The organism is Mycobacterium asiaticum (assembly GCF_001673365.1).
In the GTDB taxonomy this organism is placed as follows: domain Bacteria; phylum Actinomycetota; class Actinomycetes; order Mycobacteriales; family Mycobacteriaceae; genus Mycobacterium; species Mycobacterium asiaticum_A.
Genome location: NZ_LZLS01000003.1, coordinates 146674 through 172794, shown reverse-complemented (window position 1 = coordinate 172794; position 26121 = coordinate 146674). Strand labels below are relative to the sequence as shown.

General features: G+C 63.3%; 32 protein-coding genes, 1 tRNA gene and 3 pseudogenes. 18 read left to right on the top strand and 18 right to left on the bottom strand.

Annotated features, from left to right (window positions below):
* Window positions 1-52: 52 nt before the first annotated feature.
* The 9 genes from A5634_RS00890 to A5634_RS00850 all read left to right on the top strand — a co-directional run bounded on the left by A5634_RS00890 (window position 53) and on the right by A5634_RS00850 (window position 7024).
* Window positions 53-916 (top strand): ParA family protein, encoded by an 864-nt coding sequence (locus A5634_RS00890; protein WP_065142186.1) that lies wholly within the window; start codon window positions 53-55, stop codon window positions 914-916.
* Entirely contained in the window at window positions 913-1740 is an 828-nt protein-coding gene (locus A5634_RS00885; protein WP_065142185.1) for a segregation/condensation protein A, read from the top strand. The genes A5634_RS00890 and A5634_RS00885 overlap by 4 nt, the downstream gene beginning before the upstream one ends.
* Entirely contained in the window at window positions 1740-2438 is a 699-nt protein-coding gene (gene scpB, locus A5634_RS00880; RefSeq protein WP_065142184.1) for an SMC-Scp complex subunit ScpB, read from the top strand. The genes A5634_RS00885 and scpB overlap by 1 nt, the downstream gene beginning before the upstream one ends.
* On the top strand, window positions 2438-3190 hold the full coding sequence (locus A5634_RS00875) for a pseudouridine synthase (RefSeq protein WP_065142183.1): 753 nt from the start codon (window positions 2438-2440) through the stop codon (window positions 3188-3190). Before scpB ends, A5634_RS00875 begins: the two co-directional genes overlap by 1 nt.
* A complete protein-coding gene (gene cmk / locus A5634_RS00870) occupies window positions 3190-3870 on the top strand; it encodes a (d)CMP kinase (RefSeq protein WP_065142182.1) in 681 nt (226 codons plus the stop codon). The genes A5634_RS00875 and cmk overlap by 1 nt, the downstream gene beginning before the upstream one ends.
* A complete protein-coding gene (gene der, locus A5634_RS00865) occupies window positions 3867-5267 on the top strand; it encodes a ribosome biogenesis GTPase Der (RefSeq protein WP_065142181.1) in 1401 nt (466 codons plus the stop codon). Before cmk ends, der begins: the two co-directional genes overlap by 4 nt.
* Before the next feature lie 272 nt (window positions 5268-5539).
* Window positions 5540-5613, top strand: a tRNA-Pro gene (locus A5634_RS00860).
* Window positions 5614-6009: 396 nt separating this feature from the next.
* Complete coding sequence (locus tag A5634_RS29040) at window positions 6010-6222, top strand: hypothetical protein (protein ID WP_065142180.1); 213 nt, start codon at window positions 6010-6012, stop codon at window positions 6220-6222.
* Window positions 6223-6433: 211 nt separating this feature from the next.
* Window positions 6434-7024, top strand: coding sequence for a hypothetical protein (locus tag A5634_RS00850; RefSeq protein WP_155769275.1), 591 nt, complete (start codon window positions 6434-6436; stop codon window positions 7022-7024).
* A gap of 76 nt (window positions 7025-7100) precedes the next feature.
* Here the strand turns inward: A5634_RS00850 and A5634_RS30205 are convergent.
* Window positions 7101-7190 (bottom strand): annotated as a pseudogene (locus tag A5634_RS30205) (IS21-like element helper ATPase IstB); the annotation flags it as partial.
* A 168-nt stretch (window positions 7191-7358) separates the two neighbouring features.
* Between A5634_RS30205 and A5634_RS00845 the strand changes: the two are divergent.
* Window positions 7359-8041, top strand: a pseudogene (locus A5634_RS00845) (helix-turn-helix domain-containing protein); the annotation flags it as partial.
* On the opposite strand, the gene A5634_RS26770 reads toward A5634_RS00845, so the two are convergent.
* Both A5634_RS26770 and A5634_RS26765 read right to left on the bottom strand, forming a co-directional pair.
* Entirely contained in the window at window positions 7984-8406 is a 423-nt protein-coding gene (locus A5634_RS26770; RefSeq protein WP_253861446.1) for a hypothetical protein, read from the bottom strand. The pseudogene A5634_RS00845 and the gene A5634_RS26770 sit on opposite strands and share 58 nt — an antisense overlap.
* Before the next feature lie 161 nt (window positions 8407-8567).
* On the bottom strand, window positions 8568-9848 hold the full coding sequence (locus A5634_RS26765) for an endonuclease/exonuclease/phosphatase family protein (RefSeq protein ID WP_081290115.1): 1281 nt from the start codon (window positions 9846-9848) through the stop codon (window positions 8568-8570).
* A gap of 1 nt (window position 9849) precedes the next feature.
* Between A5634_RS26765 and A5634_RS00830 the strand changes: the two genes are divergently transcribed.
* Window positions 9850-10131, top strand: a complete 282-nt coding sequence (locus A5634_RS00830) for a hypothetical protein (protein ID WP_081290114.1) — start codon at window positions 9850-9852, stop codon at window positions 10129-10131.
* A gap of 40 nt (window positions 10132-10171) precedes the next feature.
* On the opposite strand, the gene A5634_RS27865 is transcribed toward A5634_RS00830, so the two are convergent.
* Genes A5634_RS27865 through A5634_RS00810 form a run of 3 tightly spaced genes read right to left on the bottom strand, consistent with a single transcriptional unit; the run spans window position 10172 to window position 11738 of the window.
* Entirely contained in the window at window positions 10172-10999 is an 828-nt protein-coding gene (locus A5634_RS27865) for a hypothetical protein (RefSeq protein WP_155769274.1), read from the bottom strand.
* Between the two features lie 23 nt (window positions 11000-11022).
* Entirely contained in the window at window positions 11023-11331 is a 309-nt protein-coding gene (locus A5634_RS00815; protein ID WP_015293144.1) for a helix-turn-helix domain-containing protein, read from the bottom strand.
* A complete protein-coding gene (locus A5634_RS00810; RefSeq protein WP_065142244.1) occupies window positions 11328-11738 on the bottom strand; it encodes a type II toxin-antitoxin system RelE/ParE family toxin in 411 nt (136 codons plus the stop codon). The genes A5634_RS00815 and A5634_RS00810 overlap by 4 nt, the downstream gene beginning before the upstream one ends.
* Window positions 11739-12331: 593 nt before the next feature.
* On the opposite strand from A5634_RS00810, the pseudogene A5634_RS29035 reads away from it, so the two are divergent.
* Together A5634_RS29035 and A5634_RS00805 are read left to right on the top strand one after the other, a co-directional pair.
* Window positions 12332-12523 (top strand): annotated as a pseudogene (locus A5634_RS29035) (nucleotidyltransferase domain-containing protein); the annotation flags it as partial.
* Entirely contained in the window at window positions 12523-12909 is a 387-nt protein-coding gene (locus tag A5634_RS00805; RefSeq protein WP_065142174.1) for a hypothetical protein, read from the top strand. The pseudogene A5634_RS29035 and the gene A5634_RS00805, both read left to right, overlap by 1 nt.
* Window positions 12910-13058: 149 nt before the next feature.
* Here the strand turns inward: A5634_RS00805 and A5634_RS29030 are convergent, their stop codons facing one another.
* Window positions 13059-13592, bottom strand: a complete 534-nt coding sequence (locus tag A5634_RS29030) for a hypothetical protein (RefSeq protein WP_253861441.1) — start codon at window positions 13590-13592, stop codon at window positions 13059-13061.
* A gap of 145 nt (window positions 13593-13737) precedes the next feature.
* Between A5634_RS29030 and A5634_RS29025 the strand changes: the two genes are divergently transcribed.
* On the top strand, window positions 13738-13878 hold the full coding sequence (locus A5634_RS29025) for a hypothetical protein (RefSeq protein ID WP_253861440.1): 141 nt from the start codon (window positions 13738-13740) through the stop codon (window positions 13876-13878).
* A gap of 30 nt (window positions 13879-13908) precedes the next feature.
* On the opposite strand, the gene A5634_RS29020 is transcribed toward A5634_RS29025, so the two are convergent.
* Window positions 13909-14103 (bottom strand): plasmid pRiA4b ORF-3 family protein, encoded by a 195-nt coding sequence (locus A5634_RS29020; protein WP_253861439.1) that lies wholly within the window; start codon window positions 14101-14103, stop codon window positions 13909-13911.
* Window positions 14104-14218: 115 nt separating this feature from the next.
* Window positions 14219-14377 carry a hypothetical protein gene (locus A5634_RS28480; RefSeq protein WP_172831577.1) on the bottom strand — a complete coding sequence of 53 codons (159 nt, stop codon included), beginning with the start codon at window positions 14375-14377 and terminating at the stop codon, window positions 14219-14221.
* Between the two features lie 69 nt (window positions 14378-14446).
* Here A5634_RS28480 and A5634_RS00790 point away from each other — a divergent pair, with 69 nt between their 5' ends.
* The gene (locus A5634_RS00790) at window positions 14447-15094 is read left to right on the top strand and encodes a trimeric intracellular cation channel family protein (RefSeq protein ID WP_065142171.1); all 648 of its coding nucleotides are present in this window, start codon (window positions 14447-14449) and stop codon (window positions 15092-15094) included.
* On the opposite strand, the gene A5634_RS00785 is transcribed toward A5634_RS00790, so the two are convergent.
* Window positions 15095-16360: an amidohydrolase gene (locus A5634_RS00785; RefSeq protein ID WP_065142170.1), complete on the bottom strand. Its 1266-nt coding sequence runs from the start codon at window positions 16358-16360 to the stop codon at window positions 15095-15097.
* Between the two features lie 86 nt (window positions 16361-16446).
* On the opposite strand from A5634_RS00785, the gene A5634_RS00780 reads away from it, so the two are divergent.
* The 3 genes from A5634_RS00780 to A5634_RS28475 all read left to right on the top strand — a co-directional run bounded on the left by A5634_RS00780 (window position 16447) and on the right by A5634_RS28475 (window position 18906).
* Window positions 16447-17826 carry a phosphatase PAP2 family protein gene (locus A5634_RS00780; RefSeq protein ID WP_253861438.1) on the top strand — a complete coding sequence of 460 codons (1380 nt, stop codon included), beginning with the start codon at window positions 16447-16449 and terminating at the stop codon, window positions 17824-17826.
* 18 nt (window positions 17827-17844) lie between these two features.
* Entirely contained in the window at window positions 17845-18342 is a 498-nt protein-coding gene (locus A5634_RS00775) for a nitroreductase/quinone reductase family protein (protein ID WP_065142169.1), read from the top strand.
* A gap of 189 nt (window positions 18343-18531) precedes the next feature.
* Window positions 18532-18906, top strand: a complete 375-nt coding sequence (locus A5634_RS28475; protein WP_065142168.1) for a hypothetical protein — start codon at window positions 18532-18534, stop codon at window positions 18904-18906.
* A 74-nt stretch (window positions 18907-18980) separates the two neighbouring features.
* On the opposite strand, the gene A5634_RS00765 is transcribed toward A5634_RS28475, so the two are convergent.
* The 8 genes from A5634_RS00765 to A5634_RS00730 all read right to left on the bottom strand — a co-directional run bounded on the left by A5634_RS00765 (window position 18981) and on the right by A5634_RS00730 (window position 25967).
* A complete protein-coding gene (locus A5634_RS00765) occupies window positions 18981-19541 on the bottom strand; it encodes an MPT63 family protein (RefSeq protein ID WP_065142167.1) in 561 nt (186 codons plus the stop codon).
* A gap of 379 nt (window positions 19542-19920) precedes the next feature.
* Window positions 19921-20469 (bottom strand): thioredoxin family protein, encoded by a 549-nt coding sequence (locus tag A5634_RS00760; protein ID WP_065142166.1) that lies wholly within the window; start codon window positions 20467-20469, stop codon window positions 19921-19923.
* 10 nt (window positions 20470-20479) lie between these two features.
* The gene (locus A5634_RS00755; RefSeq protein WP_172831576.1) at window positions 20480-20842 is read right to left on the bottom strand and encodes a DUF3253 domain-containing protein; all 363 of its coding nucleotides are present in this window, start codon (window positions 20840-20842) and stop codon (window positions 20480-20482) included.
* A gap of 1 nt (window position 20843) precedes the next feature.
* The gene (locus A5634_RS00750; RefSeq protein ID WP_081290113.1) at window positions 20844-21731 is read right to left on the bottom strand and encodes an SGNH/GDSL hydrolase family protein; all 888 of its coding nucleotides are present in this window, start codon (window positions 21729-21731) and stop codon (window positions 20844-20846) included.
* Between the two features lie 80 nt (window positions 21732-21811).
* Complete coding sequence (locus A5634_RS00745) at window positions 21812-22495, bottom strand: glycoside hydrolase (protein ID WP_065142165.1); 684 nt, start codon at window positions 22493-22495, stop codon at window positions 21812-21814.
* A 79-nt stretch (window positions 22496-22574) separates the two neighbouring features.
* Entirely contained in the window at window positions 22575-23348 is a 774-nt protein-coding gene (locus A5634_RS00740) for a peptidoglycan recognition protein family protein (protein ID WP_253861437.1), read from the bottom strand.
* The gene (locus A5634_RS00735) at window positions 23345-24901 is read right to left on the bottom strand and encodes a succinic semialdehyde dehydrogenase (RefSeq protein WP_065142164.1); all 1557 of its coding nucleotides are present in this window, start codon (window positions 24899-24901) and stop codon (window positions 23345-23347) included. The genes A5634_RS00740 and A5634_RS00735 overlap by 4 nt, the downstream gene beginning before the upstream one ends.
* A gap of 49 nt (window positions 24902-24950) precedes the next feature.
* Complete coding sequence (locus A5634_RS00730) at window positions 24951-25967, bottom strand: TIGR03617 family F420-dependent LLM class oxidoreductase (RefSeq protein ID WP_065142163.1); 1017 nt, start codon at window positions 25965-25967, stop codon at window positions 24951-24953.
* Window positions 25968-26121 lie beyond the last annotated feature (154 nt).

Sequence of the window (26121 nt, the reverse complement as noted above, 5' to 3'; positions counted from 1 at the left end):
ACTTTCCTGCGATGTCCACCCTGACGCCCGTCACCACCAGCCGCCACCGGGCATGACCGACCAACCGGCTAGTGGCCCGGAGATCGGCCTGACCGGCCGGCCGCCGCGGGCGATTCCAGAACCCCAGCCGCTCACGTCACATGGCCCGGCCAAGGTCGTCGCGATGTGCAACCAGAAGGGCGGCGTCGGCAAGACCACCTCGACGATCAACCTCGGTGCAGCCTTGGCCGAGTACGGCCGACGGGTGCTGCTGGTGGACATGGACCCGCAGGGGGCGTTGTCCGCCGGGCTGGGCGTGCCGCACTGGGAGTTGGACAAGACCGTCTACAACCTGCTGGTTGAGCCGCGGACGTCGATCGACAACGTGCTGATCCACACTCGGGTCAAGAACCTGGATCTGGTCCCCAGCAATATCGACCTTTCGGCGGCGGAGATCCAGCTGGTCAACGAGGTTGGCCGCGAGCAGACGCTGGCCCGCGCGCTGTACCCGGTGCTGGATCGCTACGACTATGTGCTGATCGACTGCCAGCCGTCGTTGGGCCTGCTGACCGTCAACGGCCTGGCCTGCTCGGAGGGCGTGGTCATCCCCACGGAGTGCGAGTTTTTCTCGCTGCGTGGGCTGGCGCTGCTCACCGACACCGTCGACAAGGTACGGGAGCGGCTCAACCCCAAATTGGACATCAGCGGAATTCTGATCACCCGCTACGACCCGCGCACCGTGAATTCGCGGGAGGTGATGGCCCGCGTCGTCGAGCGGTTCGGTGACCTAGTGTTCGACACCGTGATTTCCCGAACCGTCCGCTTTCCCGAGACCAGCGTCGCGGGCGAACCCATCACCACCTGGGCCCCCCGGTCCGGCGGTGCTTTGGCGTATCGCGCACTGGCTCGCGAGTTCATCGACCGATTCGGCGTGTGAACGGCGTCCCGAGTAGCCCAGCAACCGGTCAAGCGGCACCCGAGAACGGCTTTCAGGTCCGGCTGAACAACTTCGAGGGTCCGTTTGACCTGCTGCTGCAGCTCATTTTCGCGCATCGGCTAGATGTCACCGAGGTGGCCTTGCACCAGGTCACCGACGACTTCATCGCCTACACAAAGGCGATAGGTGCCCAGCTCGACCTCGAGGAAACGACCGCCTTCCTGGTGGTGGCCGCAACCCTGCTCGACCTGAAGGCGGCCCGGCTGCTGCCCACCGGGCAGGTCGACGACGAGGAAGATCTGGCACTGCTGGAGGTGCGTGACCTGCTGTTCGCGCGGTTGCTGCAGTACCGGGCGTTCAAGCACGTCGCGGAGATGTTCGCTGAGTTGGAAGCCACGGCGCTGCGCAGCTATCCCCGCTCGGTATCGCTCGAGGAGCGATTCGAAGGCCTGCTGCCGGAGGTGATGCTCGGCGTCGACGCGGCGCGGTTCGCTGAGATCGCCGCCATCGCCTTCACTCCACGGCCGGTCGCCACGGTGGGCCTTGGGCATCTGCATGTGCAGCCGGTCTCGGTGCCCGAGCAGGCCAGACACATCCTGACCCTGCTCGAAGCGCGCGGCAGCGGCCAGTGGGCGTCTTTTTCTGAGCTGGTCGCCGACTGCACCGTGTCGGTCGAGATCGTCGGGCGCTTCCTCGCGCTGCTCGAACTGTATCGGTCGCGGGCGGTAGCATTCGACCAGTCCGAGCCCCTTGGCGTGCTCCAGGTTTCGTGGACCGGGGAACGACCGGCAAACGAATCCCTGCTAGAAGTGCGAGATCATTGATGACCGAACAAGCCGACGAGCTGCAGGCTGGTATCCCGGACATCCCGGATATCGCCGAGCCCGCCGAGATGGATCCCGACGAACTCGGACGTGTGCTGGAGTCGCTGCTGCTGGTGGTGGACAGCCCGGTGACCGCTGAGGCACTGGCCTCGGCCACCGAGCAGCCGGTGTATCGGATCGCCGCGAAGTTGCGGCTGATGGCCGATGAATTCACCGAACGCGACAGCGGCTTCGACCTGCGGCACACCAGCGAGGGCTGGCGTCTTTACACCCGTGCCCGGTTCGCGCCCTACGTGGAGAAACTGTTGCTGGACGGCGCCCGCAGCAAACTCACCCGGGCCGCGCTCGAGACGCTGGCCGTGGTTGCCTACCGCCAGCCGGTGACACGAGCTCGGGTGAGCGCGGTGCGTGGTGTCAACGTCGACGCCGTGATGCGAACGTTGTTGGCGCGCGGGCTGATTACCGAGGTTGGAAACGACGAAGACAGTGGTGCGGTGACATTCGCCACCACCGAACTTTTTCTGGAGCGTTTGGGTCTGACGTCGCTGACCGAGCTGCCCGACATCGCGCCCCTGCTTCCCGACGTCGACACGATCGACGATCTCAGCGAAACCCTGGACAGCGAGCCACGTTTCATCAAACTCGCCGGCGGACAGACTACCGAGCAGGCGCTTTCGTTCGACGTGGACCACGACTGATGGTCGAATTCGACGAGCCGCAGGGGACCCGCTTACAGAAAGTGTTGTCCCAAGCTGGAATTGCCTCCCGACGCGCTGCCGAGCGGTTGATCGTCGAGGGCCGTGTCGAGGTCGACGGGCAGGTGGTGACCGAGTTGGGCACCCGCGTCGATCCGGATGCCTCGGTGATCCGTGTCGACGGCGCCCGGGTGGTCCTCGACGATTCACTGGTTTACCTGGCGTTGAACAAACCCCGCGGCATGCATTCGACGATGTCCGATGATCGCGGCCGACCCTGCATCGGTGACCTGATCGAGCGAAAAGTCCGGGGCAGCAAGAAGTTATTCCATGTGGGCCGCCTCGACGCGGATACCGAAGGTTTGATCCTGCTGACCAACGACGGAGAGTTGGCGCATCGGCTGATGCATCCGTCCCACGAGGTGCCCAAGACCTACCTGGCTACGGTGACGGGCGCGGTGCCACGCGGATTGGGCAAGCAACTGCGGGCCGGTATCGAATTGGACGACGGACCGGTGCGGGTCGACGATTTCGCGGTGGTGGACTCGATCCCGGGCAAATCGCTGGTGCGGGTGACGCTGCACGAAGGACGCAACCGGATTGTGCGGCGGCTGCTCGCTGCGGTCGGGTTTCCGGTGGAAGCGTTGGTGCGTACCGATATCGGTGCTGTGACGCTGGGTAAGCAGCGGCCGGGTTCGGTTCGGGCGTTGCGGCACGACGAGGTGGGGCAACTGTACAAGGCGGTCGGATTGTAATGGGTGTCGTAGTAGCGATTGATGGTCCGGCCGGTACCGGAAAGTCTTCAGTGTCAAGGGGATTGGCGCGTGGACTGGACGCTCGTTTCCTCGACACCGGGGCGATGTATCGGATTGTGACGCTGGCCGTGCTCCGCGCCGGAGTCGACCCGGCGGATCCCGATGCGGTTGGCCAGACCGCGGCTAGGGTGCGGTTGTCGGTCGGTTACGACCCCGACTCGAGCGACTTTTCCCTTGGCGGAGAGGATGTTTCGTCAGAGATTCGCGGCGACGATGTCACCCGTGCCGTCTCGGCGGTCTCTGCGGTGCCGTCCGTTCGCGACCGTCTCGTCGATTTGCAACGCGAAATGGCGGAGGGCTCGGAGACCATCGTGGTGGAAGGTCGTGACATCGGAACCGTGGTGTTCCCTGATGCCCCGGTAAAGATCTTCCTCACCGCTTCGGCCGAAACGCGCGCCGAGCGGCGCAACGCGCAGAACGTCAAAGCGGGTCTGCCCGACGATTATGAGGCCGTGCTCGCCGACGTGCGTCGGCGCGACCGCCTCGACTCCACCCGCGCGGTGTCTCCACTGCGGGCGGCCTCGGATGCGATCGTCGTCGACACCAGCGACATGACCGAGGCACAGGTGATCGCGCATCTTCAGGAATTGGTGACCCAGCGAAATGAGGCAGTACGTTGACCGGTGACGGAACGTGGGCCGACGAAAGCGATTGGGAACTCTCTGATTTCGAGTCGGACGAGCTTGGCGAGTCGGGTCCGGCACCTGTGGTCGCGATCGTCGGCCGCCCCAATGTGGGCAAGTCGACGTTGGTCAACCGCATCATCGGCCGACGTGAGGCGGTGGTGCAGGACGTCCCAGGCGTGACGCGGGACCGGGTGTCTTACGACGCGCTGTGGACCGGACGTCGGTTCGTCGTGCAGGACACCGGGGGATGGGAGCCCGACGCTAAAGGGTTGCAGCAGTTGGTGGCCGAGCAGGCGTCGGTCGCCATGCGCACCGCCGACGCAGTCGTTTTGGTTGTCGACGCCACGGTAGGCGCCACCGCCGCGGACGAAGCAGCCGCGCGCATCCTGCTGCGCTCGGGCAAGCCAGTGTTCTTGGCTGCCAACAAGGTTGACAATGACAAGGTCGAGTCCGACGCGGCCATGTTGTGGTCGCTGGGCCTGGGCCAGCCGTATGGAATCAGTGCCATGCACGGTCGCGGTGTGGCCGATCTCCTGGATGCGGTGCTGGCCGCTTTGCCGGAGGTGTCCGAAGCGGCGCCGGCGGGCGGGGGACCGCGTCGGGTTGCGCTGGTCGGTAAACCCAACGTGGGCAAGAGTTCCTTGCTGAACAAGTTGGCCGGCGATCAGCGCTCGGTGGTGCACGACGTTGCCGGCACCACCGTGGACCCCGTGGACTCCCTGATCGATCTGGGTGGCAAGGTGTGGCGGTTCGTCGACACCGCCGGTTTGCGGCGAAAGGTCGGCCAGGCCAGCGGGCACGAGTTCTACGCCTCGGTGCGTACGCATGGCGCCATCGATTCCGCCGAGGTGGTGATCGTGCTGATCGATGGCTCGCAGCCGCTCACCGAGCAGGATCTGCGGGTGCTGTCGATGGTGATCGAGGCCGGCCGGGCGCTGGTGCTGGCCTACAACAAATGGGACTTGGTCGACGAGGACCGCCGCGAGTTGCTGGAACGCGAGATCGACCGCGAGTTGGTGCAGGTGCGCTGGGCGCAGCGGGTCAACATCTCCGCCAAGACGGGCCGGGCCGTGCAGAAGTTGGTGCCTGCGATGGAAAACGCGTTGGCGTCGTGGGACACCCGGATCGCGACCGGCCCGCTCAACAGTTGGATCAAAGAGGTGGTGGCCGCCACGCCGCCGCCGGTGCGCGGCGGCAAGCAGCCCCGCATCCTGTTCGCCACTCAGGCCACCGCGCGGCCGCCGACCTTCGTCCTGTTCACCTCGGGTTTCTTGGAGGCCGGTTACCGGCGGTTCCTGGAGCGGCGGCTTCGTGAGACGTTCGGATTTGAGGGCAGCCCGATCCGGATCAATGTGCGGGTGCGCGAAAAGCGCGGAACCAGGCGCCGCTGACGAGGGGCTTGAAGACGGCACTTTTGTCACATCTGCCTCACCAGCATCTCTGCCGGGTTGTATACCTTTTTTGCCCGGCTCCGAGCGACAACTGATCTCGATCGAGTCGTGCCGCCACGGCGCCTGCGCGCGACGAGCCCATTGGGAAGTCGTTTCCGCTGTACTCCGCGCCGCAGTGGCCGCGTATCGACTCGCGTGTGGATAGGGCGTGGCGGTTTGGCTAACGCACTGCGGTAGGCTGTCGACCTGCTGCCGGTAGTTTTCGGCGGCATCGGGCTGTGGCGCAGTTTGGTAGCGCACTTGACTGGGGGTCAAGTGGTCGCAGGTTCAAATCCTGTCAGCCCGACGAAAGACGTAGCAGTTCAGAGGCGGTTTTTGGAGAGATCCGAGACCGCATCAATTGTGTTCAGGATGCCACGGGTAGCAACGCGCCTCAGATGTTGAGGATTCCGAGCTGGATTAAGCCAGCACGCGACGTAATCCGGGATTGGGAACGCCACGCTCGCGACCACGGCGACAGCCTGGCCCTAGAAGAGCCGAACATCTTCCGCAAAGACATCGGCACGTTCCTGCGCCAGTACGACTTCGTGTCGCAGATCGTCAACTACGAAGACCTTGCTCGCTGGCGATCACGGGTTGCCCTAGAGCAGGTCGTCGCCCAGATCAACGACCTGTTCTCCGGCGAGCACCCCGATTCCGCGTTCGCAAATTCGTCACCCATATTAAGGACCGGCTCGAAGAAATGGAGACCCTTCAGCAGCAGGCGCCGAAAAACACCCTCGCTCAGTTCTCGGCCAGCCCGGACCTAAAGAACGAGTTCGTCACCGCCGTAATTGCAGCCATGGCGTCCTCGGAAGATTTATCTACGCAGATTCTCAATAACTCTGAGCTGTCGTCGAAGCTGCTCGGTGAACTCGTGCCCATCATTTATCAGGGGCTGAAGCCGACGGCATGACATACCCCCGCCCTCGGCCATGCTGTGCGCAAGAATTTTCAATGGGACTGGCGGTCACATTTGGATCCGCCAGCGCTACCCGCGCGCGAGGTTCAAGCGCGGCACTTAAATGCGCCGTAAGTACGAGAACTCGCGGGTCGCGATGATGGTCGACGTAGTGACAATCGGGGCGAGGCCGTCACATGAAGCATTGGCAGCTAACATGATCCGGGTGGGTGAGCGGGACCCCTGGGTGCGCAGCACGTTGCTCATAGCGTCGGCTGCGGCGGTGGTCGTTATGAATGCAAGCTGTAGTGCCGCGCCTCCCTCTCAGCAGAGCGCACGGACTGCCGCGTCGATGACTGCAAATCTTCCGCTATTCGAAGGAACATACCGGCTGGATTTTGACTCTGCTCAAGCTAGTTACACCGGCAAGAGGAGGATGCCGCTCAAGCACGCGGGTATAGAGAGCAAATTCTTCGCGTTCAGTCCGTCGTGTGTACAAGTATGCAGCGTGCTCTCACTGCAGCTGTACGACGACCTTCGGCCCATTGATGGCCCGCAGTTTCGACGCACGTTCGTCTATTTGGTTGACCGCTGGGAACTCCACACGTCCCAGACCATGGAGACGCGGTGCGACAACCACTTGCAACAAACTGTTGTCCCGCAGTGGTGGATTTATCCACCGATGGCCGATGGCACGTTGCGCGGTGACTTCATGTTCACCGCAGAGTCGGAAGGGTGCCTGATGGACATGGGAGACACGATTCGAACCCCGTTTGTAGGAACACGGGTAGGGCCCGTAGCTCCGGGTGTGTTCTGACGACAAGTCCCTGAGCGCGCTCATCGAAGGTCCTCAGACGGTGCTTGTCGAATTCCTCACCTGTGAGTAGGGCTCGGTGCAGTTGCTGGCAGGTGCCGGTGGTGCTTCGGCGCAGGGTTTGGGAGGCGGCGTGGTGGTCGCGTAGACGGTAGAACTCGCCGTCGCTGTCCACGGCCATGAGAAAGTCCCCGTTTGTGGCCAGTAGGAAGTCCCCACTGGTGGCCAACTAGAAGTCCCCACTCCTTTGCGGGCTCGCGTGTCATTTCCGGGAGCTGTGGGCCTGGGCGGTGACGGTGATAGCGCCAACTGTCACCCCACCGCCCAGGGAGCTCTATTGAAGTCTGCAAGGGAGCGTATGAACATCATTTCTGCGTATCGCCAGGTCGGGTCGTATCGCGGCGCGGCCGAGCTGTGCGGCACGACGCATAAGACGGTCAAGCGGGTCATCGAGCGGGCCGAGGCCGGCGGGGCGCCGCCGCGGGATCCGCGACCACGCAATGTCGATGCGTTCACCGAGCTGGTCGCCACTCGGATCGAGAAGTCGAAGGGCAAGATGTCGGCGAAGCGGATGTTGCCGATTGCCCGTGCGGCCGGTTATCAGGGCTCGGCACGTAACTTCCGCCGGTTGGTGGCCGAGCAGAAAGTGTTGTGGCGCAATGCTAACCGGCATCAGCGGCGTCCTGGGGTGTGGTCACCGGGTGACTATCTGGTGATGGACTGGGCCCAAGCCGCACCCGGGGGTGATGGTGTTTTGCGCGGTGCTGGCGTATTCGCGGTGGCGGTTCGTGCGCTTCGCCGCTGACGAGAAGGCCTCGACCACGTTGGCGATGATTGCCGAGGCCTTGAGGCGATCGGCGGGGTTCCGGCCAAGATCCTGGCTGACCGGATGGGCTGCCTCAAGGCGGTGTGGTCGCCAATGTGGTTGTCCCGACACCGTATTACGTGCGGTTCGCCTCCCACTACGGTTTCGTCCCAGATTTCTGCCACGGTGCCGATCCCCAATCCAAGGGCATCGTCCCAACGGATGGTGAGTCACGTGGTCTCTGTAGGAGAGTCGTCGAATTGCCCACCGCCGAAATCCCAAACGCATGGGTCTGATGGCGATGGAAAGCGATCTCCTGGCCGACCGGGTCTTGCTCGGTCCGTGCCCGAAAGATCTGGATCGCATCCGGGTGCAGGAGTTGGCGTTCAACCAATTCGCCGACCGCTCCGCCAGACTCGAACGCCGGGTTCAGCGCAAGCCAGGGCTCCGGCCACAGGAGACCGTCGGCGATCTCTTTTTCGACTTTGCTGCGGATCTGGTCGTCCTTGGTTTCCAGGAAGCCCTTGACGAAGTTCTCGTAGTCGCCCAGAACCTCGTCGAGTACACCGAACGCATCCATGCGGCGGCCCCTCTTCCGTCTGCCTCAAGCACCAAACAAACCTGACCCTACTTTGCAGGGCCGACAGTGACGGCCAAACCCACCGAGGAGGCTGACTCGTGGTTGATGAAGTTGCGGACATCCGTTTAACCCAACGGGCCCCGCTAAAATCACTGATCCGGCTAGTCGCAGCTGCTGCAAACGCCGGTCACGGACAATTGCATCCCGCAGTCGCATATGCGTCCTTCGCGCCGCGCGTCGCGGGAAGGCTTGCTGCTTGGGCGGACCCGATTGACAGGATGTTCCACCCACCAGGTGCCCTTCGGCGAATTGACGTTGCTGCCCGCCCCAGCACCAAACAGGCGGGCGATCTCTTCTTCAGAGGTGAACCCGGTCGTGTACCCATAGAAAATGTGTAGATCGCGTTGACCGTCGCGCCTCGACGCGACGACACACGGCTTGTCGGGCCTGTCCACAACCCGGTATGAGGTGATGCCGATCTGGGTGGTAAACCTTCGGATGAACTCATGATTGCCCGCCGCAATCCGGGCCTTTGTCAACGCTGCGACGAGAGAGTCGTGCGACTGGTCGGGAACGGGCACCTCAGTTCCTCCGAGAGTCGCAGGTCCGGCTTGTTCATGGCTCAGCGTTGATCTCCCGGTCTTAGTCGTTTCGGCCGTGCGGTGGGCTCCGGCCACTACGGCCAGATCAGCAAGTACGATCGCGTGATCGGAGATCTTGTCCGTTCGGACCTCGTGAACGTGTCGTACGTCGACGATTTCGTTGCGCAGTGCAGGCGACACGAAGACGTAGTCGAGGCGGAAGCCGTTGTAGTCCTCCGAGACACCGGTGCCCTTGTTTTTGCGCTTCGTATACCAAGTGAATTCTCGTGCGTGTGGGTTGAGGTAGCGCCATGTGTCAACGTACTTTTCCAGCCGTAACACGCGCATATAGTCGGAGAGCGCAAAGGGTGTACCTTCCGCATCTTCCGGAAGCCCAGTGTTGAAGTCGCCCAAGAGGATTGTCTTGTCCCCGCTACGTTGTCTGGCGAACCGAATCACTTGATCCCACATCAATTCCTTGCGCTTCTTGCCCGATACTCCAACGCCGTCTGCGCCGAACTTGTTGTCGGTGCCTCCCGGTATGTGAACGCACAGCACGTATATTTTTGGGCCGTCGAGCTCGATCGCTAGCCAGCGCTCTCGGTCTTGGGCGATGGGGTTCTCGACGACCTTGAAAGGCAACTTGGACGCGACAAGGACACTATTGGCGTTCCCTGCTGAGCAGGTGGTCGCGATGTGTTCAAATCCCCGGTCGACCAGAGAGAGGCGAAGGACTTCCAGGTTTCCGAACGTAACTTCGGTGAGGCCGACGACATCGGGTTGCAACTGTGCAATCTGACCGACGATTGACGGGATTCGGCGGCCGCCACCGCGTTGGATGTTCCAGGTCAGCAATCGCATCGTGGCCCCTCCGCATCTCTACCCGGTCTGCGCGGACGTCCTCAACAACACGTCGATCGCCGGAAAGCTAACATGCGGCGACGACAGTGCAACCTGCCCGGTGTGCTGGTGTGAAGCGAGCGTCCGGGACGGCGCCGAAGCCGGCAATGTCGACCAGGTCGACACGCTAACCTCGGATGCCCTCGGCCTTGCCTGCGTATCAGCCGCCGAGATCGGATTCTCTACCCCGCGGCAAAGTGAACGCGACGCGCTAGGCAATAACCTGGTAGAGGGATATATCTAGGGTGTCGTGTTCGCGTCGAAAGTGAACAAGCGGGTGATACCTAGCAGCCGGCCGCTTGCAGATCATTGAGCACCTTTTCGACGCCGTCCACCGCGGCGTCCATCACGAAGAGCAACGGCCGTGTATTGCTCACGTTTGGTAGTTCGATCTTTTCGATGTAGCCATTTTCGACCTGGAAATTCACTGGCCGCAGGTCATGCGATCTCGGATCGCAGACTCGCACGGGAGTTGCCGGTGGCAGCTCAAGGGTTACCGTTGCGACGACTGCACCGTCGTCCATCTCGACGGGCTGGGCGTTCACAGTGGCGACCGGCAGCTCACTGTTAACGATTGTGAAGTCTTCGTTGACGTAAGAGACGGTCCGAACGGTGCGGTGTTTGTCATGATTCACAAGGCCGTCTAGCACAGCGAGCGGGTGCCAGTCTGGCCCGCCTTGCTGCAGGGGGAAATGGAACGGCTGGCTCTGGTCAATCACGGCAAGGACGCCGGGGTCAACCAAGGGGCCTAAATTAGCCTGTACTCCTTGCCATTTCGCCGAATCGGTGATGATAGGGAAGTACATGTTTTTCTCTTGGCGCGCTGTCAATGCGCCCCGCGCTGACGCGTGACCAAAGACTGCGTGGTCAAGTGCAGCACGCAAGTTCGTGAGCACATCACCGACAACAACGCCCCAGTGGTCGGGCTTTTCTTCTTTTACCTTGACCACAATGCTGAATGTCAGGCGGTCGTTCGGGTCGCGATAGCTCGACTGCTGGATTTCCCAGTCATGAGGGTCTCGTGCGCGAAACGCCTCGACATCTGCACGCAAGGCATCGCGGTGCGTTTTCGCGCGATCTAGCTTCATAAATGCGCTTTGCAGTGTTGTCACATATCCCGCCCGTTCCGGCGATATCAGAGGCTCAGTAAGACGCGAGACCCGTCTGGGCGCTTCACCGCAACTTCTAGCTCACCGCCGGTCGCCTCAACGTACTTGCGGAGGGTGTCGACCCGGCTGGTGCCCAGATTGCCGTGCTCCATCTGGGAAACGCGGTTCTGTCCGACGCCGATGGCTGCTGCGAGGGAGGTCTGGGTGTAACCAGCGTCTTCGCGCAGCTCGCGGAGGCGGTACTGGGCAACCTCCCGATCCATCTCGTCCTTGATTGCGTCAATGCGGACACGGTTGCCCGGACGGCGACGTCGAAGATCATCAAGCGAGGTCATCGTTTCTTCCCCTTTCTTGTCTTCGGCTTGGCGGCTTTGGCCGCTTCAGCCTCTTTTATTAGCTTCTGTTGGTGTTCGGTGAACAGGCGATCGGCGGTGGGGATGTTCGTCGCGTACCACTTCGTCCAATTTCCTGCCTTGTCTCCGGCGACCAGCATGATCGCCCGAGATTGGATGTCGAAGGCGAAGAGGACTCGTATGTGCGCTCCGCCTTTCGTGGCGCGGGGCCGAAGCTCCTTCATGTTCGGGTGCTCTGATCCTTCGAGGGTGTCTACGAACGGTCGGCGCGTGACCGGTCCGTATTCCTCCAATTGCTCAAGAGCCGCAATCACGTTGTCGTATTCGTCGTCATCGAGGGTGTCGATCCATGCTTCGATGAGGGTCAGATCGACCTCCCATTTCCGCACCACGGCATATTATCAGCTTTAACTGATATCAGCTAGAGATGATTCCCTCAGGCAGCGGGGTCGCACTGGGACCACTCAGGGACCACACGTCATGCGCGACGCTGAACGACCTGCGCGTCTGTGCACCTTAAGCACGGTCGGCTTTCAGCCAGTTACGGGCGCTGAGCTGGGCAACTGCGTTACCGCTATTTACGGGTGCGCTCATTGGCGCCGGACGAACCTGGCCGCGTCGGACCGCAAGCAGACCACCAGGACGATGTTCGGCGGCCTGGCCCGCAAGCACCTCGAGCCCGAACCGTTCGGGGTTACGCCGCTGGGGTCCACCGGCGCATTGGCTGGCCAATCGCGATATTTAACAACAAGATTCGCGGTGATCAGGAGCGATTTTACGAGCCGTCGGTCCGTCCGCGTGACCTGCTCGCCGAATTACCTCGTCAGCGGCGCGTCCATGAAAGCGGCGGCGTCACCGTGGCGCCGCGGTAGGAGGGCCGCCCCGCTGTAACCGCACGGGGTGTTTACTCGGCTTCCTGGTCGCTTTCCAGGTCTTCACGGCTCGCCCACCACCACCGCCGGATTTTCCGCCACTTCACAAGCGACTGGTCACCGCGTGGACCGGCAACGACGCCCGTGTCATCGAGTACACCGAACACGATCTCGCCGCCGCGGCCTCCGCCGGTGAACCCCTGCTTCGTGAGGTGGCCAAGCAGGGCCTGACCGTCGCTGGGACACGGGCCTGGTTCAACACGCAGTTGCGGCCGAATTCTCCGGCAGCGAGTAGGTCCTGATGGCGGGACAACGCGACTGCGACGCCGTGGTCACCGCGGGGCGCATGTCCAAGGCGAACGAGTTCTTCGCCGCCGCTGATCATCTGGGTGAGGAGATGCCCAACGCCGCCGGCGATCTATACGTCGACGCCGGTATTGCCGCTTCGGACGTGATCTGCTGCGTCCGCCTCGGTGTGTACTCGAACACCGGCAACCATAACGAGGCCGTCGCTCTGCCGAACCGGGCGAGCAGCGGATCCGAACGACACCTGAACACGCTGTTGAACATGAAGAACAAGGCTGCCTATACGCATCAGAACCTGACCTCAGCGGAGTTGAAGAAGATGAACCGCGCGGCGGAGCACCTGGTCGAGTCGGCCAGGCGACTACTGGCTTCCGGACGGTGACTCCACCCCAAACAGCGAGCACGGGTGTCTCGTAGTCAATGGCGCACGTCCGTGCCGCCTGAATCACGAAAGCCTCGCCGCCTGGTTGCTAGTCGGCGGTGGTGGGCTGAACACGACGGGCAAACGCGCGCAATTCTTGCGCGAAGGTCTCAGTTTCCGCCCAGCGCCTTGCGTGCCAATGCAGCTGCCGCCGGACTCACGATATCCCGGAGCGCCCGAGTGACGGGCTGGTCGGTCACGTTGATCAGAATTTCGTTGACGGGAAGATGGTAGAGGGACGATCCCGCGGGAGTCCGACCGTCGGAATGGCGCCAGCCCAGCTCGGCCAACAGCGCCGCAATCTTGTCCAACGGCAATGTTGAACCAGCCGACGCAGCCGCAAAAGTCAGCATCAGCAGGGTCGCTTGCGCGTCGAACGTTTTGTCGGACTTGGGAATCAAGCGATGCGATATATGTTCCGACAGTCTGTCGGCGTCACGTTGGGCCGCTTCGCCGGCCTTGGTCAGCAACAGCGTGCCCTTGTATTTACGCAGCAGTCCCAACGCCTGCACGCCTTCGCGGAAACGCAGCAGCGGATAGCAGTGGACTTCACGGTTGTGTGTGCCGAACCAATCATTCATTGCCGGAACCACTTTCGAGGCTTCATTGACATCAGCGGGTTTGAGGTATCCGGCCGTTGTCAACGGAATTCCGCCGTCGTTGGCGCGATCCAGAAACCACTGATACGCCCGCAGATTGTCGGCAAGGACAACCGAGTCCAGCGATCGCGTACCGGTCAGCGTGAGCGCCGCCCGTCAGTTCGTCGCCGTGCGGGCTGTACGTGAGCCAATGAACCAGATCGACCAGTCGCACGTCGATGCCTGCCTCGCGCAGCACGAAGTACGCGTCGCTGAATCCCTTGTTGACCCGCTCCGGGTCGAACAGCGCGGGGTCGTCGAGTACCTCGGCGAGCCTGCGGGCATCTACTAGATGCCCGCAGTCTTCTGGCGGCGCGGCTCGCTAACCGCCGACGACAACCGCTGCGAGGCAACCACTCTCGGCGGAATGAACTTCTTCCAGACGCAGCGTCAGCTCCCAGCTGTCGCCGTAATCACAGAGATAGTGCAGGACATCGCCGGGCTCACTGAGAGTTTCGTCGAGTCGAGTCTCGGCGGCGGGCAGACCGTCGTCGTCGGGCCACTCCTTGTTGTCCACGTCGCACGGGCACAGGAACAGCTGGCTGTGATGGTCGAAGGCGCCGCCGCCGAGTGAGAAGCCGCTCAGCTTAGATCCGCACCGGGTTGATCCGGCACGATGGCCGGTGAACTTACTAGCGGTGATGCGGCGGTTGCTCGTCGCGGAGCCGTCCCTCGTCCCACGCCTCGCGCACCTGGTCCTCGTCGCCGAACCGCTCCAGGTCCTCTCGCGTGACCCGAGCGCGGGATTGCTTCGCCGCGGCCGCTGGTGGCTTTTCGCGTTCGGTTGCCATCAGGCGATTCTCTCTGATTGTTCGTGATCACGCGCCGGCCATACGGACGAGCCGTGATAAGTACGGTAGGTGAGCGCCCAAACGGAACTATTGCTCGTCCTGGACTTGACTGGCACGTTCGTCTTCGGCTTGAACGGCGCTTTGACCGCGGTGCGCGTCGCGCGACTCGACATCGTGGGAGTCGTGACCCTCGGCATGATCACGGCTTTGGGCGGCGGGATCATCCGCGATGTCCTAATCGGCGCCATCCCGCCTGCCACGTTCGTCGACTGGCGCTATTTTCCTCTCGCCGCTGCCGGTGGCCTGATCGCCTTCGGTTTGAGCAAGCGCTTGGACCGGTTGGAGATGCCGATCACTGTGCTTGATGCCCTGGGGCTCAGCGTGTTCGCGGTCATCGGCGCGAACAAAGCCGCCGTCTTCGGTTTGGGGATCGGGCCCGCACTGCTGCTTGGCGTGGTCACTGCCGTAGGGGGCGGAACGATCCGCGACACCCTGGTCCGCCAGATCCCTACCGTATTGCGCAGCGAACTGTATGCCATCCCCGCCCTGGCTGCGGCCGCGATCACCGTCGCCGCGATGCAGCTCGGCCGCTACGGTCTGGTGGCCGCGCTGTTAGCTATCGCGGTCTGCTTCGCCATCCGGATGCTCGGGGTCCGCTTCGGTCTCAACGCACCTAGCCCCCGAGGCGGCTACGGAAGCGATCCCGACGGGTCGTAGTCACCGGGCAAGCCACGCCAGTGCGGCAACGACGAGCGCCTCGGTGCCGGTGTCGAGGGTGGGCTGGATTACCGGGGCGAAGGTCGGCGAATGGTTGACGGGGATGTCGCGGGCGACGCGGCCGGCGTCGGCAGCTTCGCGGTAGCGCGCCTCGTCGATTCCACCGATGCCCCAGTAGGTGTAGGGGGCGCCCACCGCATTGGGAATATCGCTGAAGTCCTCACTTGCCGACTGGGCCGGCATCGGCCGATAGCGCTCACCGAAGAATTCCGCGAATGCGGCACTGACCCGCTCGGTGACTTCGTCGTCATTGACGGTGAGCGGAAAACTGTCGTAGAGCTCGAATTCCGGATCCTTCGGCGAATCCGAGGCCCGACACTCGGCGATGACGATTCGGCGGATCGCGTCAAGCACCGCGCGGCGCACGTCTTGGTCGTAGGTGCGCAAGTTCAGCTCCAGCACGGCGCGGTCGCCGATCACATTGCTTTTGCTGCCGGCCTGGATGCTGCCAATGGTCAGGACGACGGTGTCGGCCGGAGCAACCTCGCGAGAAACGATGGTCTGCAGTCGTAGGACGATCATCGCGCCCAGCACCACCGGATCGACGGCTGCCTGCGGCATCGAGCCGTGTGCGCCGCGGCCGTAGACCGTGATCCGCATGCTGTCGGCGGCCGAAAGCACCGGGCCACTGTGTGTACCGACCAGTCCGGCCGGCGCGGGAAGGACATGCTGGGCAAATGCGACGTCGACCGGGGGTATGGCCTGGCTGAGCCCGTCATCGACCATGCCGCGCGCACCATCGCCAACTTCCTCGGCCGGCTGAAACAGCGCCACTACAGTGCCATTCCAGTGTTCGGTGCCTGCGGCGAGCAGCGCGGCCGCGCCCAGCAGACACGTGACGTGCACGTCGTGACCACATGCGTGCATCACCGGCACCTCGTTGCCGGCGCTGTCGGTCGCACTCACAACGCTGGCGTAGGGGAGACCGGTGGCCTCCGCGACGGGCAGCGCGTCCATATCCGCACGCAGTAAAACCGTTGGGCCACTGCTATTTTGGAATAGTCCGACAACACCGGTGCCGCCAATGCCGGAATGAACTTCGTACCCCGAACCGCGTAGTTTCTCGGCGACCAGCCCGGCGGTTCTTGTTTCCTGGTGAGGCAGTTCGGGGTGCTGGTGGATGTCGCGGTACAGGTCCTCCTGCCACGAGCGGATGTCGGGCAGGCGTTCGAGGACGGCACGGGCGGGCCTTGACGCGATGCTCATCTGTTCATCGTGCCCTCGACGGATACTTGTGGCACTCCTGCGGGATTAATACCACTGACGTCAGTCGGACACCTAGAATTCTGCGGGTGTTCATCCCCGAGGTGAGGCCCGCACAGGTGCGCGTCCATTTGGCCCGCACGTGGCCGGCGATCGCGGTCGCGATGATCGCCGCTTTGCTGGTGGGGTTGCAGGTCGCCGCGAGCGGTGCCGGATTCCAGGGGCCGTTGCACAGCCTGATCAGCGACTATGTCGCTACCCCGAAGTCGGCCACGGTGTCGTGGGTCGGACTGGGCGTGGCCATGGCCGGACTGTCCAATCGGTGGCGCTTTGTCGCCCTGTCGGTGGCTGCGGCTCTCGACGTTGTTTTCGCTGCGGAGCGGATGCTGCGCGGCGGCGTGCTGACCCTGGGTAACGGTCCCTTGATCGTGCTTACCGGCTTGGCTCTGGTGGCCTTGCGACGCTGGTGCAAGGCCGAACCTACCGCTGACTTTCGCGGAGTCGCTTTCGGCCTGCTGCTGGTTATCGCAACCAAAGTCGGCGATAGCTGGCTGCGCATCACGGCGATCACTCGGCCAATGGTCTTCGACGAATATGCGCTACTGGCCGATCACGCACTAGCACAACCATCCTGGTTGTTCGGGAGGCTCTTGCAGGCAGGCGGTCCGGTGTTCACCGCAGCCCTGCACTGGGTGTACATCGAGTTACCCGTGGCGGCCATGGTGGTCGCGATCTATCAGTTGCGCAACGTCCGCACCGCCGGCTGGCCACGACACTTCCTGGTGCCGACGTTCCTGCTACTCGGACTGATCGGGCCCGTTATCTACGTGTTGTTCCCCCTTGTCGGGCCCGAATTCGCCTTCGGTGCTGCGGGTCAGGGCTTCGAGGTCGGCAACTACTGGCCGCACGCCCTGCCACGGATTGATCTGTCGCCGCGACCCGTGACCTTCGACGCCCGAACACCGCGCAACTGCATGCCGTCGATGCACACGGCATGGGCCCTGGCGGTTTTCCTGCACTCCCGTGGCGGACCTCGCTGGCTGCGTGCGGGCGGCACGATCTGGCTGATGGCCACCATCGCAGCCACGCTCGGCTTCGGTTACCACTACGGCGTGGACCTGGTGGCAGGCGCGACGTTGTGTCTGACAGCGGAGGCGGCACTGCGCGAACCATTGCGTGGCGGCAGGTGGTCGCAGATTGGGTTGATAGCTTCGGGGACGGCATTTCTAACCCTGCTGTTGCTGTGCTGCCGTTATCTTGCCGAGCCGATGGCGCGCCACCCGTTGCTGTTTGGACCGCTCATCGTCGGGGCGACAATAGTTTTCAGCACCGCCTTCTATACGGTCTTCTTCGCCCGGTCCGTGACGCCGATGCGAGCTACCACCCGATCTGTCCGGAGCAGCCTTGCCGCCGCCATGACCGCGGTGGAGACCCCGCCCCGGGCCGAGACCGAACCGAGTCGCGTTTAAAGGGGAAGGGTTCGATTCATGGGCAATGCCGAATCTGCGGCAATTCGCGCCGAACGCGGCGACTGGATGAACGAGCACCTCGAGAGGTACCTGCGCTCCGGCGGGTCCCAGGGTCACATCGTCGACCTAAGTCCTCTGGGCGGTCGCAAGATGACGACCCACTGCCTGGTCAAATACGTGGGACGCAAGTCGGGCAAGACGTTTATCAAGCCGCTCATCTACGGCAACGTCGGCGGGGAGATCGTGATTGTGGCGTCCAAGGGCGGGGCCGACGCCCACCCGGAGTGGTACCTGAACATTGTCGCCAGTGAAACCATCGAGGTGCAGGTGGCAACTCAAGCGTTCGAAGCGTCCTGGCGCGAACCCGAGGCTACCGAACGCCACGAGGTATGGGAGTACATGTCTCATCTGTACCCGCCGTACGTCTCCTATCAGCGATCGACAAGCCGGCACATTCCACTCGTCATGCTGAACACCTTGCGTCCAGTCGCCGTTTTCACCCCGGCCTCGGCCTGACTAACCGCACTCATCGGATTGCCTTGTAGCGCAGTGTATTTGGTAGATGTTCGATCGGCCGTCTCGTCACGCACCTCGGGCCCGCCCCGACATGGCTGTTTGCGCTGATACAAGCACTGGGTAAACGAGTGCTTAGCGCCGAGGGGCGTCAGGTCTGGATCACAAGTCACTAGCCGGAAGGCGGCACTAATGAGTAGTCAAGAGGGCGGGCGGTGGGACGTCGGTTCCAAGGACAACACGGTTTACGTCGAGCGCTTCTCGGATAGCAACGAGCGGTTGCTCGTCGACGAGTTGAGTCCTGACGAGGCCCGAGAGTTGGCTGAGCTTCTGACCAGGCATGCAGATCAGGCCGAGTCCGGTGGCTCTTCCGAGTCTGGAGAATCCGACGATAAGGCCGACAAGGACGCCAAAAAGGCCAAGGACGACGACTCGGACGATGACGATGACGACGACTCGGACGATGACGATGACGATGACGACGAAGATGACGAAGACGACGAAGACGACGATGACGACGAAGATGACGACGAGGACTCAGAAGACGAGGACTCAGACGACAAGTAGTCGGATTGATCGCAGCTAAAACTCCCCGCGCCACTAGCGAGTGGCGCGGGGAGCCTTCGGGATTAGCTCTGGGATTAGCTAGGAGTCGCCGGAGCGGGAAGTCCGCCCGGGGCCGGACCTGAGTTCGGCGGTGTGCCCGGCGACGGTTCGCCGGCCACGTTCGACGTCCAGATCAGAACGTCCTGAAATCCGTCGTTGTAGGCGACACCATTCGGCGGCGCACCGGTCACGTCGAAGTACAGGGTCCCTGTCGATTCGCTGCCTTGCGGAATGGGCGCCGGGTTCAAGCTACCCGGTGCCGAGGCCTTGTCGATCAGCTTGTAGGTCTGACCGTTCGGCCCGCGGGCACTGAAATTCTTCACCATGGGGGTGACGGTGCCGGCGTCCGACCTGGCGGTGATATCAGCCTGGTAGAGCGTTCCCTTGGGGGTGTAGCCGGGGATCGTAACCGTGCTCTGCTGGAGGTTGCCGACCGTGTAGGTCGTGATCATCGGTCCGCTGACCAGCTGTTGGCTGGTTCCGAACCCTTCGATGGTTGGCGGCGCGGCAGAAGCGATCCCTGCTCCGAAGACGCAAGCCGCCGCGACTCCGGCAGCACCGATGGCTGTCTTGACACTGGTAGTTGTAAGCCTCACTATGGCTCCTTTGATTCGCGTGTGATTCGAGCGGGGGTCCAAGTGGGAACTCACCGCACTCACCTTGCATAGCCATATGACCGCAGCTCAAACATGGCGGCCGACAAAATACCCTTGTCCGGCAAGAAAACTGCGAAATGCCGGCTCAATGTCTTAGTGCTGCAACATGTTCCGTCAGTTCAGTAACACTGGCATCATTAGTCACACGTTAAAGCCTGATACCGCAATTGATGTCGGAAAAAGCAAGCGGCAGCGACTGCGTGATCCCCTGCGGAGACTCATGGAAAATGCTTGTCCACCAATGACGTTCGACTGCCAGCAACCACGTTGCAGGCAGCGGTCGACGGCCTCGCAAACGGGTAGGAACGCTCGATGACGGTCAGCGCCACTTGATTCCGCAACCGATGGACGGCCGCTGCTCGGCGTCAACTGGCCGTCCGGCAAGCACCGCGTCCACCGCAGCGCGTACGTCGGCTCCGGTCACCGGCAACTCGTTCTTCGGCCTCGAATCGTCGAGTTGGCCTCGATACACGAGTCGGCGCTCGCCGTCGAAAACGAATGTGTCAGGGGTGCACGCCGCGGAGAAGGCGCGGGCAACGTCCTGGGTCTCGTCGTAGAGATAGGGGAACGTCCAGCCGTGGCGCCGGGCCTCGGCGACCATCTGCTCCGGTCCATCCTGTGGATAGGTGGTGACGTCGTTGCTGGATATTGCGACCATTGCCACACCTTTGTCGATGAAGTCCCGACCGAGCTCGGCGAGTCCGGCGGCGACGTGTTGCACGTAGGGGCAGTGGTTGCAGATGAAGGTGACCACCAGCGCGGGACCCGTCAGGTCGTCAAGGCCGACGGTGCCGCCGGTCGCTGGCTCGGGCAGCCGGAAAGATGGCGCGGGGGTACCAAGGGCGAGCATTGCCGATTCGATGGCCATGCCCGCTAGCCTACGTCTGGGCGATGTCGGCAATCGTGATGCGGATGGGTCCCCGCCATGTCTCTTCGGGGTCCAGGATGCTGCCGCGCTGCGTAATCTTCACATCACCGGATTTCGCCAGGTCTCGCGCCACCGCATTGGCATCGGTCATGGTCTCGCGCCAGTTCTCGCCGCCGATGGCCCGGGCAGCATCCGATGGGCAGATGCTGCTTTGCGGACCGCGGCGTGCCGCCAATGCGAGAATCGCGGCGCGCAGCCGTTTTCCGATCGACCCGTCTCCCAATGCGATTTCGGCGTCCCTGGCCCCGGGACCGTTATCGTCGATGGCTCGGCGTAATTCGTCGCGTAGCCGCTGGCCGGGATCGATCGTCATATCACTGAGAGTCAGGGTCGATGATTTCGGCAAGCGCGTTGCCAACCGCGCCAGCTCCCAGCGCGTTGGGGTGCAGTGGAGCCGCGTAGTGCGCCAGTTCAAAACCTTCGAACCACCTGTCATCGGGTGGTGCGCACATGTCGTGTCCGACTGAGAGCGGCCGCGTGTCGAAGAAGTCAATGTTCTTTCGTACCGCCAATTCCCGCTGGCGGTCGTTGATTTCGCCGACCTTGGCTTGAAAGTAGTCGGCGTCCTTCGGGTTGATCGGCTGCTGGCCGAAACAGCCACCCGGCCGGATGTAGGTTCCGTAGCCGACGAGAACGATCCTGGCTTGCGGCGCTCGTGCCCGCACCGCCTCAATCATGGCTTCCCACAACGGAATCTGTTCGTCAATCGCTGCGGTGAACCGGTCTGCTCCGGGGGTAGCCAGCGTGTCGAAACATGGTGGCTGCGCCAACGACCTTCTGCTGCATCGTGATGCAGTGCTTGCCAATCCAACATCGTTGCCGCCGATTGTGATGGTGACCAATTCGGTATCGACGGAAACCGCGTCGATCTGGCGGGGGACAGCGCCGCCGCTGGTCTGCTGTGGACGGTCGGTGATGTCAGCGGTCGTGGCACCACTGCAGGTGACGTCGGTGAAACGCGTTGCGCCGATGCGCCTCGCCAACACCGCCGGGTAATCGTTGGTCGATTTGAAGCAACCAGGCGGATCGGCGGGGTCGGGGACCAGCGGTGCCGCCGCAGCGGAGTCGCCTAGCGCCACGTACTTGATGCTCCTGGCGGTGTCGGATCCGGTCGGCGCGGGCGTTGCGCAGACCGCGATCCCGGCGACGAGTACGGTGGCGGCGCACACCAACGCGCGCCTGCCCCATCGATGAACCGTCATTTCAGGCCAGGGTAGCGAAGCCGCCGGAAGGCAAAGGAGCTCGTAGCTCGCTGAGCGAGGGCTTCAGACCACCATCCCGGCTAATTCGGCGCGGGCGTCATCGATCCGATGAAGTACGTCTCGTGCCCGGTCGGGTAGCCACCGCCGTTGGTGGCGATGTGGACGTGGTCGTAGTGGTTAGCGGTTTCGTTGCCGAGGTCCGCCGTCCAACTCCCCGACGCGGGGCCGAGATAGATCTTCTGCCGCCAGATCACGTGGTCGATGCCCCACCGTTTGGCATTGGCCAGCGCCAATCCCGCGATCTGGTTGCCGAGCGCGATGCCGTCGTCACTTTCGTGGTTGGGGATCATCACGTCGATCGCCAGACCGCTGGGATGCCACCTGAGCGCGTCCTGCCGGAAGCCGTAGATGGTCTTGATTTCCGGGAACAACACCTCGATGGCGCGGGCCGCCCAGATGGTCTTGACCTGCAGTCCCTGCTCGGAGGCGATGCCGGCGGGCAACGCGATTTGGAAGTCCTGGGCGAAGGCGGGTGCGCTGCCGGCCAGCATCGCCACTTCCGCGGCGCTGGCGAACGTCGGTGCGGGTGCGGACGGCGGGTTCGCCGGACTCGATGCCGCCGCTGCCGGGGGGGCCGAGGTCTCGGCGCAGCACGGCGTTTTCGGCTTCGTATCCTGGGCGTAAATCATGGCACCGGCCAGCACGAGTGAGGCCGCGATAGCTAACCAGCGGCCCCAGCCTTTAGCTTCGGCATCCGTGCCCACCTACAGCACTCTAGTGTCGTATGGGGCAGATGTTGCACTCTTTAGCAGGTTGTCGGCGTATTTCTAGGGCGGACGTCCTTCACCGCCCGGCTTCGATATCGGCGACGGTCGCGGCCGCGGACGGGCCGCACACCGCCTGCAGGTTTACCGGTCCGCCTGCCAGCAGGTCGTCAATGCGCCTCTTGAGGTCACCCGAGCTCAGGCGTGCGTAGAGATTGGCGCCCGGACAACTCGTGGTCGGCGCAAAGTCGCGGTGGCTGGCCAGGGTGGTGGCCGAGACACGAAATGTTTGCGCCGCCCAGGCGAAGGCCATGGCGGCGCCGTTGAGTTGGGCGTCGGTGATCGCCTCGGTGTCGAAGTCGCCTTCGCACAGCACCAGGAAGTGGCCGGTGGGGTCGTAGTCGGTCGCCGTGTCGCCGACCAACTCCGGTGTCCGCAACTGGTAGATGTTCCCGTTGCGGTCGACGCTCACGTGGTAGGCGATGTCGATCCATCCGTAGTGGTCCTGGTGGTAACGCTGGTGCTGGCGCAGGCGTCCTGGGGCGTTGCTGTTGTCGCCGAGGACGACACCTGAGTGGTGCAGTGTCATCCGGTTGATGGTGTGTGGGATGCCACCGGGACGCGGCGGGCGAGCTCCCCACGCGTCCCGACACAGCATCGCGGCGGACGCTCCGGTGGCGGGGGGTTGGGTCGGGGAGCTTGCCGTCGTCTCGGCGCTGGTTGGGGGCGGGGCGGTACTAATGGTGCTCGGTCCGGAACTGGGTTTGGCGGTCGCGCAGCCACCGACGGCCGCGGCCAGACCGGTGCTGGCGACCAATTGCAGGACTTGACGGCGGCCGAGAGCGGCTGTCACTTCCGGCCCGGCAGCTTCATCACCGTGCGCACGATGGGCAACAGCGACTTCTGCCACCAAGAGTTCGGAAGACCGAAGGGTGCATCGAGATTGAATACGCGCGCAGTGGCAATGGTCTGCGATTCGGTGTACTTCAGCAGGCCTTCGGGGCCGTGTCGACGTCCGACACCGGAGATGCCCATGCCGCCCATCGGCGCGCTCAGGCTGCCCCAGGCGAACGCGTAGCCCTCGTTGACGTTCACCGTTCCCGTGCGCAACCGGGCGGCGATGTTCTGGCCCTCTGCCGAAGAACTCGCCCACACGCTGGCGTTGAGGCCGTATTCGGTGTCATTGGCTTTCTCGACGGCTTCGTCCACGTCGGCGACCGGGTAGATCGACACCAGCGGCCCGAACGTCTCGTTTTCAGCGCACTCCATCTCGGGTGTGACATCGGTCAGCACGGTCGGCTCGTAGAACAGCGGACCGATGTCGGGTCGTGCCTTGCCGCCGGCAATTACCTTGGCGCCCTTGGATGTTGCGTCATCGACATGATCGGTAACGGTGTCGAGCTGATCCTTGGAGATCATGCTGCCCATGTCGACGGAGAAGTCGTAGGAAGCGCCTAACTTCATGTTGCGCACGGCTTCCCCGAACTTGCGGGTGAAATCGTCGGCGATGTCCTTCTCGACGTAGATCCGCTCGATGGAGATGCACAGCTGCCCGGCGTTGGAGAAGCAGGCGCGGGTGGCCGCCTTCGCGGCCTTGTCGAGGTTGGCCCCGCGCGTCACGATCATCGGGTTCTTGCCGCCGAGTTCGGCAGAGAAGCCGATCAGGCGGCGCCCTGCCTGCTCGGCCAGATGGCTGCCGGTCTGCGACGAGCCGGTGAACATCAGATAGTCGCAGTTCTCGGTGATCGCGGTGCCGACAACCGATCCGGGACCGGGCACGATCGCGTACAACGCTCGCGGCAGCCCAGCCTGGTACAACAGCTCCGCGCACGCCAGCGCGCAGTAGGGGGTCTGGCTGTCCGGCTTCAGGACGACCGCGTTGCCGGCCAGCAGCGCGGGCACCGAGTCCGAGGCGGTCAGAGTCATCGGGTAGTTCCATGGCGAGATCACCCCGACCACGCCCTTCGGCTGGTAGCACACCGTCGTCTTGCCGATCGCCGGCAGCAGCGCCTGCACCTGCCGCGGCTTGAGCAGGCCGGCCGTGACCCGCACGTAGTAGTTCGCATTCGCCATGAGGTCGACGATTTCCTCTTGCGCGGCCCACCGGGCCTTGCCCGCCTCGGCTTGCAGCAGGTCCATCAGGAACTCACGGTTCTCGATGACGAGGTCGCGATAGCGCCGGACGACCTCGATTCGCTCTGCGACCGGACGCTGGGCCCACTCGTTCTGGGCCGCGCGAGCCTCGGCGAACGCGGCCGCGACGTCGTCGGCCGTGCCGATCGGGATCGTGGTCAGGGGTTTCCCGGTGAAGACCTCGTCGATCGTCTTGGTCGGGCGATCGGCTAAGTCTTTGATCGCGACGAGCTGACGCAGGCGGTCGAAGACTTCGGCGGACGGTGCAGGCATATCGCTACCTCTCGAAGAATGCAGGCTTGTACTTCAGCGTATAGCCGGTTCAGCGGGTCGATATGCGTCGCGCGATCTCTCCATAGCGTTCAAAGCGCGCAGAGTCGCTCAGCGCGTTGTACAAAACAAGGCGGGTCGCGGTGCTGCCATATTTGTCCAGTAGCGCATCGGCTAAGCCGTCCCAGGTGGACTCGGTCGCGAAGGTGGCGATGTGGTCGTCGGTGATCTGGGCCGCCATCCCTTTGAAGTCCCCGGCCTTCTGCTTCTCACGCAGCCGAGCGGTGGTGCCCTCGAAGCCGGCCTCGTCCATGATGAAGGCGTAGTTGGGCGTGCTCGCGTAGAAGCTGAGACTGGACCGGACGAGTTCGCGCTCGTGGTGGCGCTCTTCTTCGGTGTCGCCGACGATCGTCATCACCGGTACGATCACCGCGATATCCGAGGGCGAACGGCCGGACTTAACCGCGCCTGCAGCGATATTGGTCGTGACGTGGCGGCCGATGTATCCGGGTTCGCCGAGCGGATGGACATGGACTCCGTCGGCCACTTCGCCCGCCATTCGCAGCATCCACGGGTTGACCGCGGCCACGTCGACTTTCGGATCCGGCTCGTCGATCGGGCCGGCGCTCCACTGCGGAGTGATGAAATCGAGGTTGTAGAACTCGCCGTGATAGTCGAGTTTTCCAGTTCGGAATGCGGTGAAGCAGGCCTTGACCGCGCGCACGTAATCCCGCAGCCGGGGCCCGGGCCGTTCGAACGCCACCCCGTAGCGCCGCACGACGTGGGTGCGCACCTGCGTGCCCAGGCCGAGCCGAAACTTCCCGCCGGTCGCCTCCTGTAGTTCCCAGGCGCTCGCCGCGGTGACGAACGGGCTGCGCGGAAAGGCCACCGCGACGCCGGTTGAAAGCTCAAGCCCGGGTGCGGCTCCAGCCGCGACGGCGGCGTTGAGATAGGCGGTACGCCCCGTTTCGGTGAACAACAAGCCCGAGAATCCCGCGGCCTGGGAGCGTTTTGCGATATCGCCGATCCGCGCCAAGGGCTGCGGAACGGTCATGAGGTCGACCTGCACGATCGAACGCTACCTCCGGGCCCGCGGACCCGCAGACCCGACGTCCGTTATTAGCCGAGCCGGCTCTTTGTGTTGGCCCAATCAACCCGCGACGGAGTCGGTTTCGGCGCTGCCCCCCTTGCGTGCAGCGCGCAAGAATTCCGCAAGAACTTCA

Excerpts from the sequence above, each read along its gene's own strand:
- cmk (WP_065142182.1), top strand. The coding sequence starts at position 3,190 with ATGGGTGTCGTAGTAGCGATTGATGGTCCGGCCGGTACCGGAAAGTCT.
- scpB (WP_065142184.1), top strand. The coding sequence starts at position 1,740 with ATGACCGAACAAGCCGACGAGCTGCAGGCTGGTATCCCGGACATCCCG.
- A5634_RS26770 (WP_253861446.1), bottom strand. The coding sequence starts at position 8,406 with ATGGATGCGTTCGGTGTACTCGACGAGGTTCTGGGCGACTACGAGAAC.
- A5634_RS00875 (WP_065142183.1), top strand. The coding sequence starts at position 2,438 with ATGGTCGAATTCGACGAGCCGCAGGGGACCCGCTTACAGAAAGTGTTG.
- A5634_RS00755 (WP_172831576.1), bottom strand. The coding sequence starts at position 20,842 with ATGACGATCGATCCCGGCCAGCGGCTACGCGACGAATTACGCCGAGCC.
- A5634_RS28475 (WP_065142168.1), top strand. The coding sequence starts at position 18,532 with ATGAGTAGTCAAGAGGGCGGGCGGTGGGACGTCGGTTCCAAGGACAAC.
- A5634_RS00750 (WP_081290113.1), bottom strand. The coding sequence starts at position 21,731 with ATGACGGTTCATCGATGGGGCAGGCGCGCGTTGGTGTGCGCCGCCACC.
- A5634_RS00775 (WP_065142169.1), top strand. The coding sequence starts at position 17,845 with ATGGGCAATGCCGAATCTGCGGCAATTCGCGCCGAACGCGGCGACTGG.
- A5634_RS29040 (WP_065142180.1), top strand. The coding sequence starts at position 6,010 with ATGGAGACCCTTCAGCAGCAGGCGCCGAAAAACACCCTCGCTCAGTTC.
- A5634_RS00785 (WP_065142170.1), bottom strand. The coding sequence starts at position 16,360 with ATGAGCATCGCGTCAAGGCCCGCCCGTGCCGTCCTCGAACGCCTGCCC.
- A5634_RS29025 (WP_253861440.1), top strand. The coding sequence starts at position 13,738 with ATGAACCAGATCGACCAGTCGCACGTCGATGCCTGCCTCGCGCAGCAC.
- A5634_RS00735 (WP_065142164.1), bottom strand. The coding sequence starts at position 24,901 with ATGCCTGCACCGTCCGCCGAAGTCTTCGACCGCCTGCGTCAGCTCGTC.
- A5634_RS00805 (WP_065142174.1), top strand. The coding sequence starts at position 12,523 with ATGGCGGGACAACGCGACTGCGACGCCGTGGTCACCGCGGGGCGCATG.
- A5634_RS00760 (WP_065142166.1), bottom strand. The coding sequence starts at position 20,469 with ATGGCCATCGAATCGGCAATGCTCGCCCTTGGTACCCCCGCGCCATCT.
- A5634_RS00890 (WP_065142186.1), top strand. The coding sequence starts at position 53 with ATGACCGACCAACCGGCTAGTGGCCCGGAGATCGGCCTGACCGGCCGG.
- A5634_RS28480 (WP_172831577.1), bottom strand. The coding sequence starts at position 14,377 with ATGGCAACCGAACGCGAAAAGCCACCAGCGGCCGCGGCGAAGCAATCC.
- A5634_RS00815 (WP_015293144.1), bottom strand. The coding sequence starts at position 11,331 with ATGACCTCGCTTGATGATCTTCGACGTCGCCGTCCGGGCAACCGTGTC.
- A5634_RS26765 (WP_081290115.1), bottom strand. The coding sequence starts at position 9,848 with ATGCGATTGCTGACCTGGAACATCCAACGCGGTGGCGGCCGCCGAATC.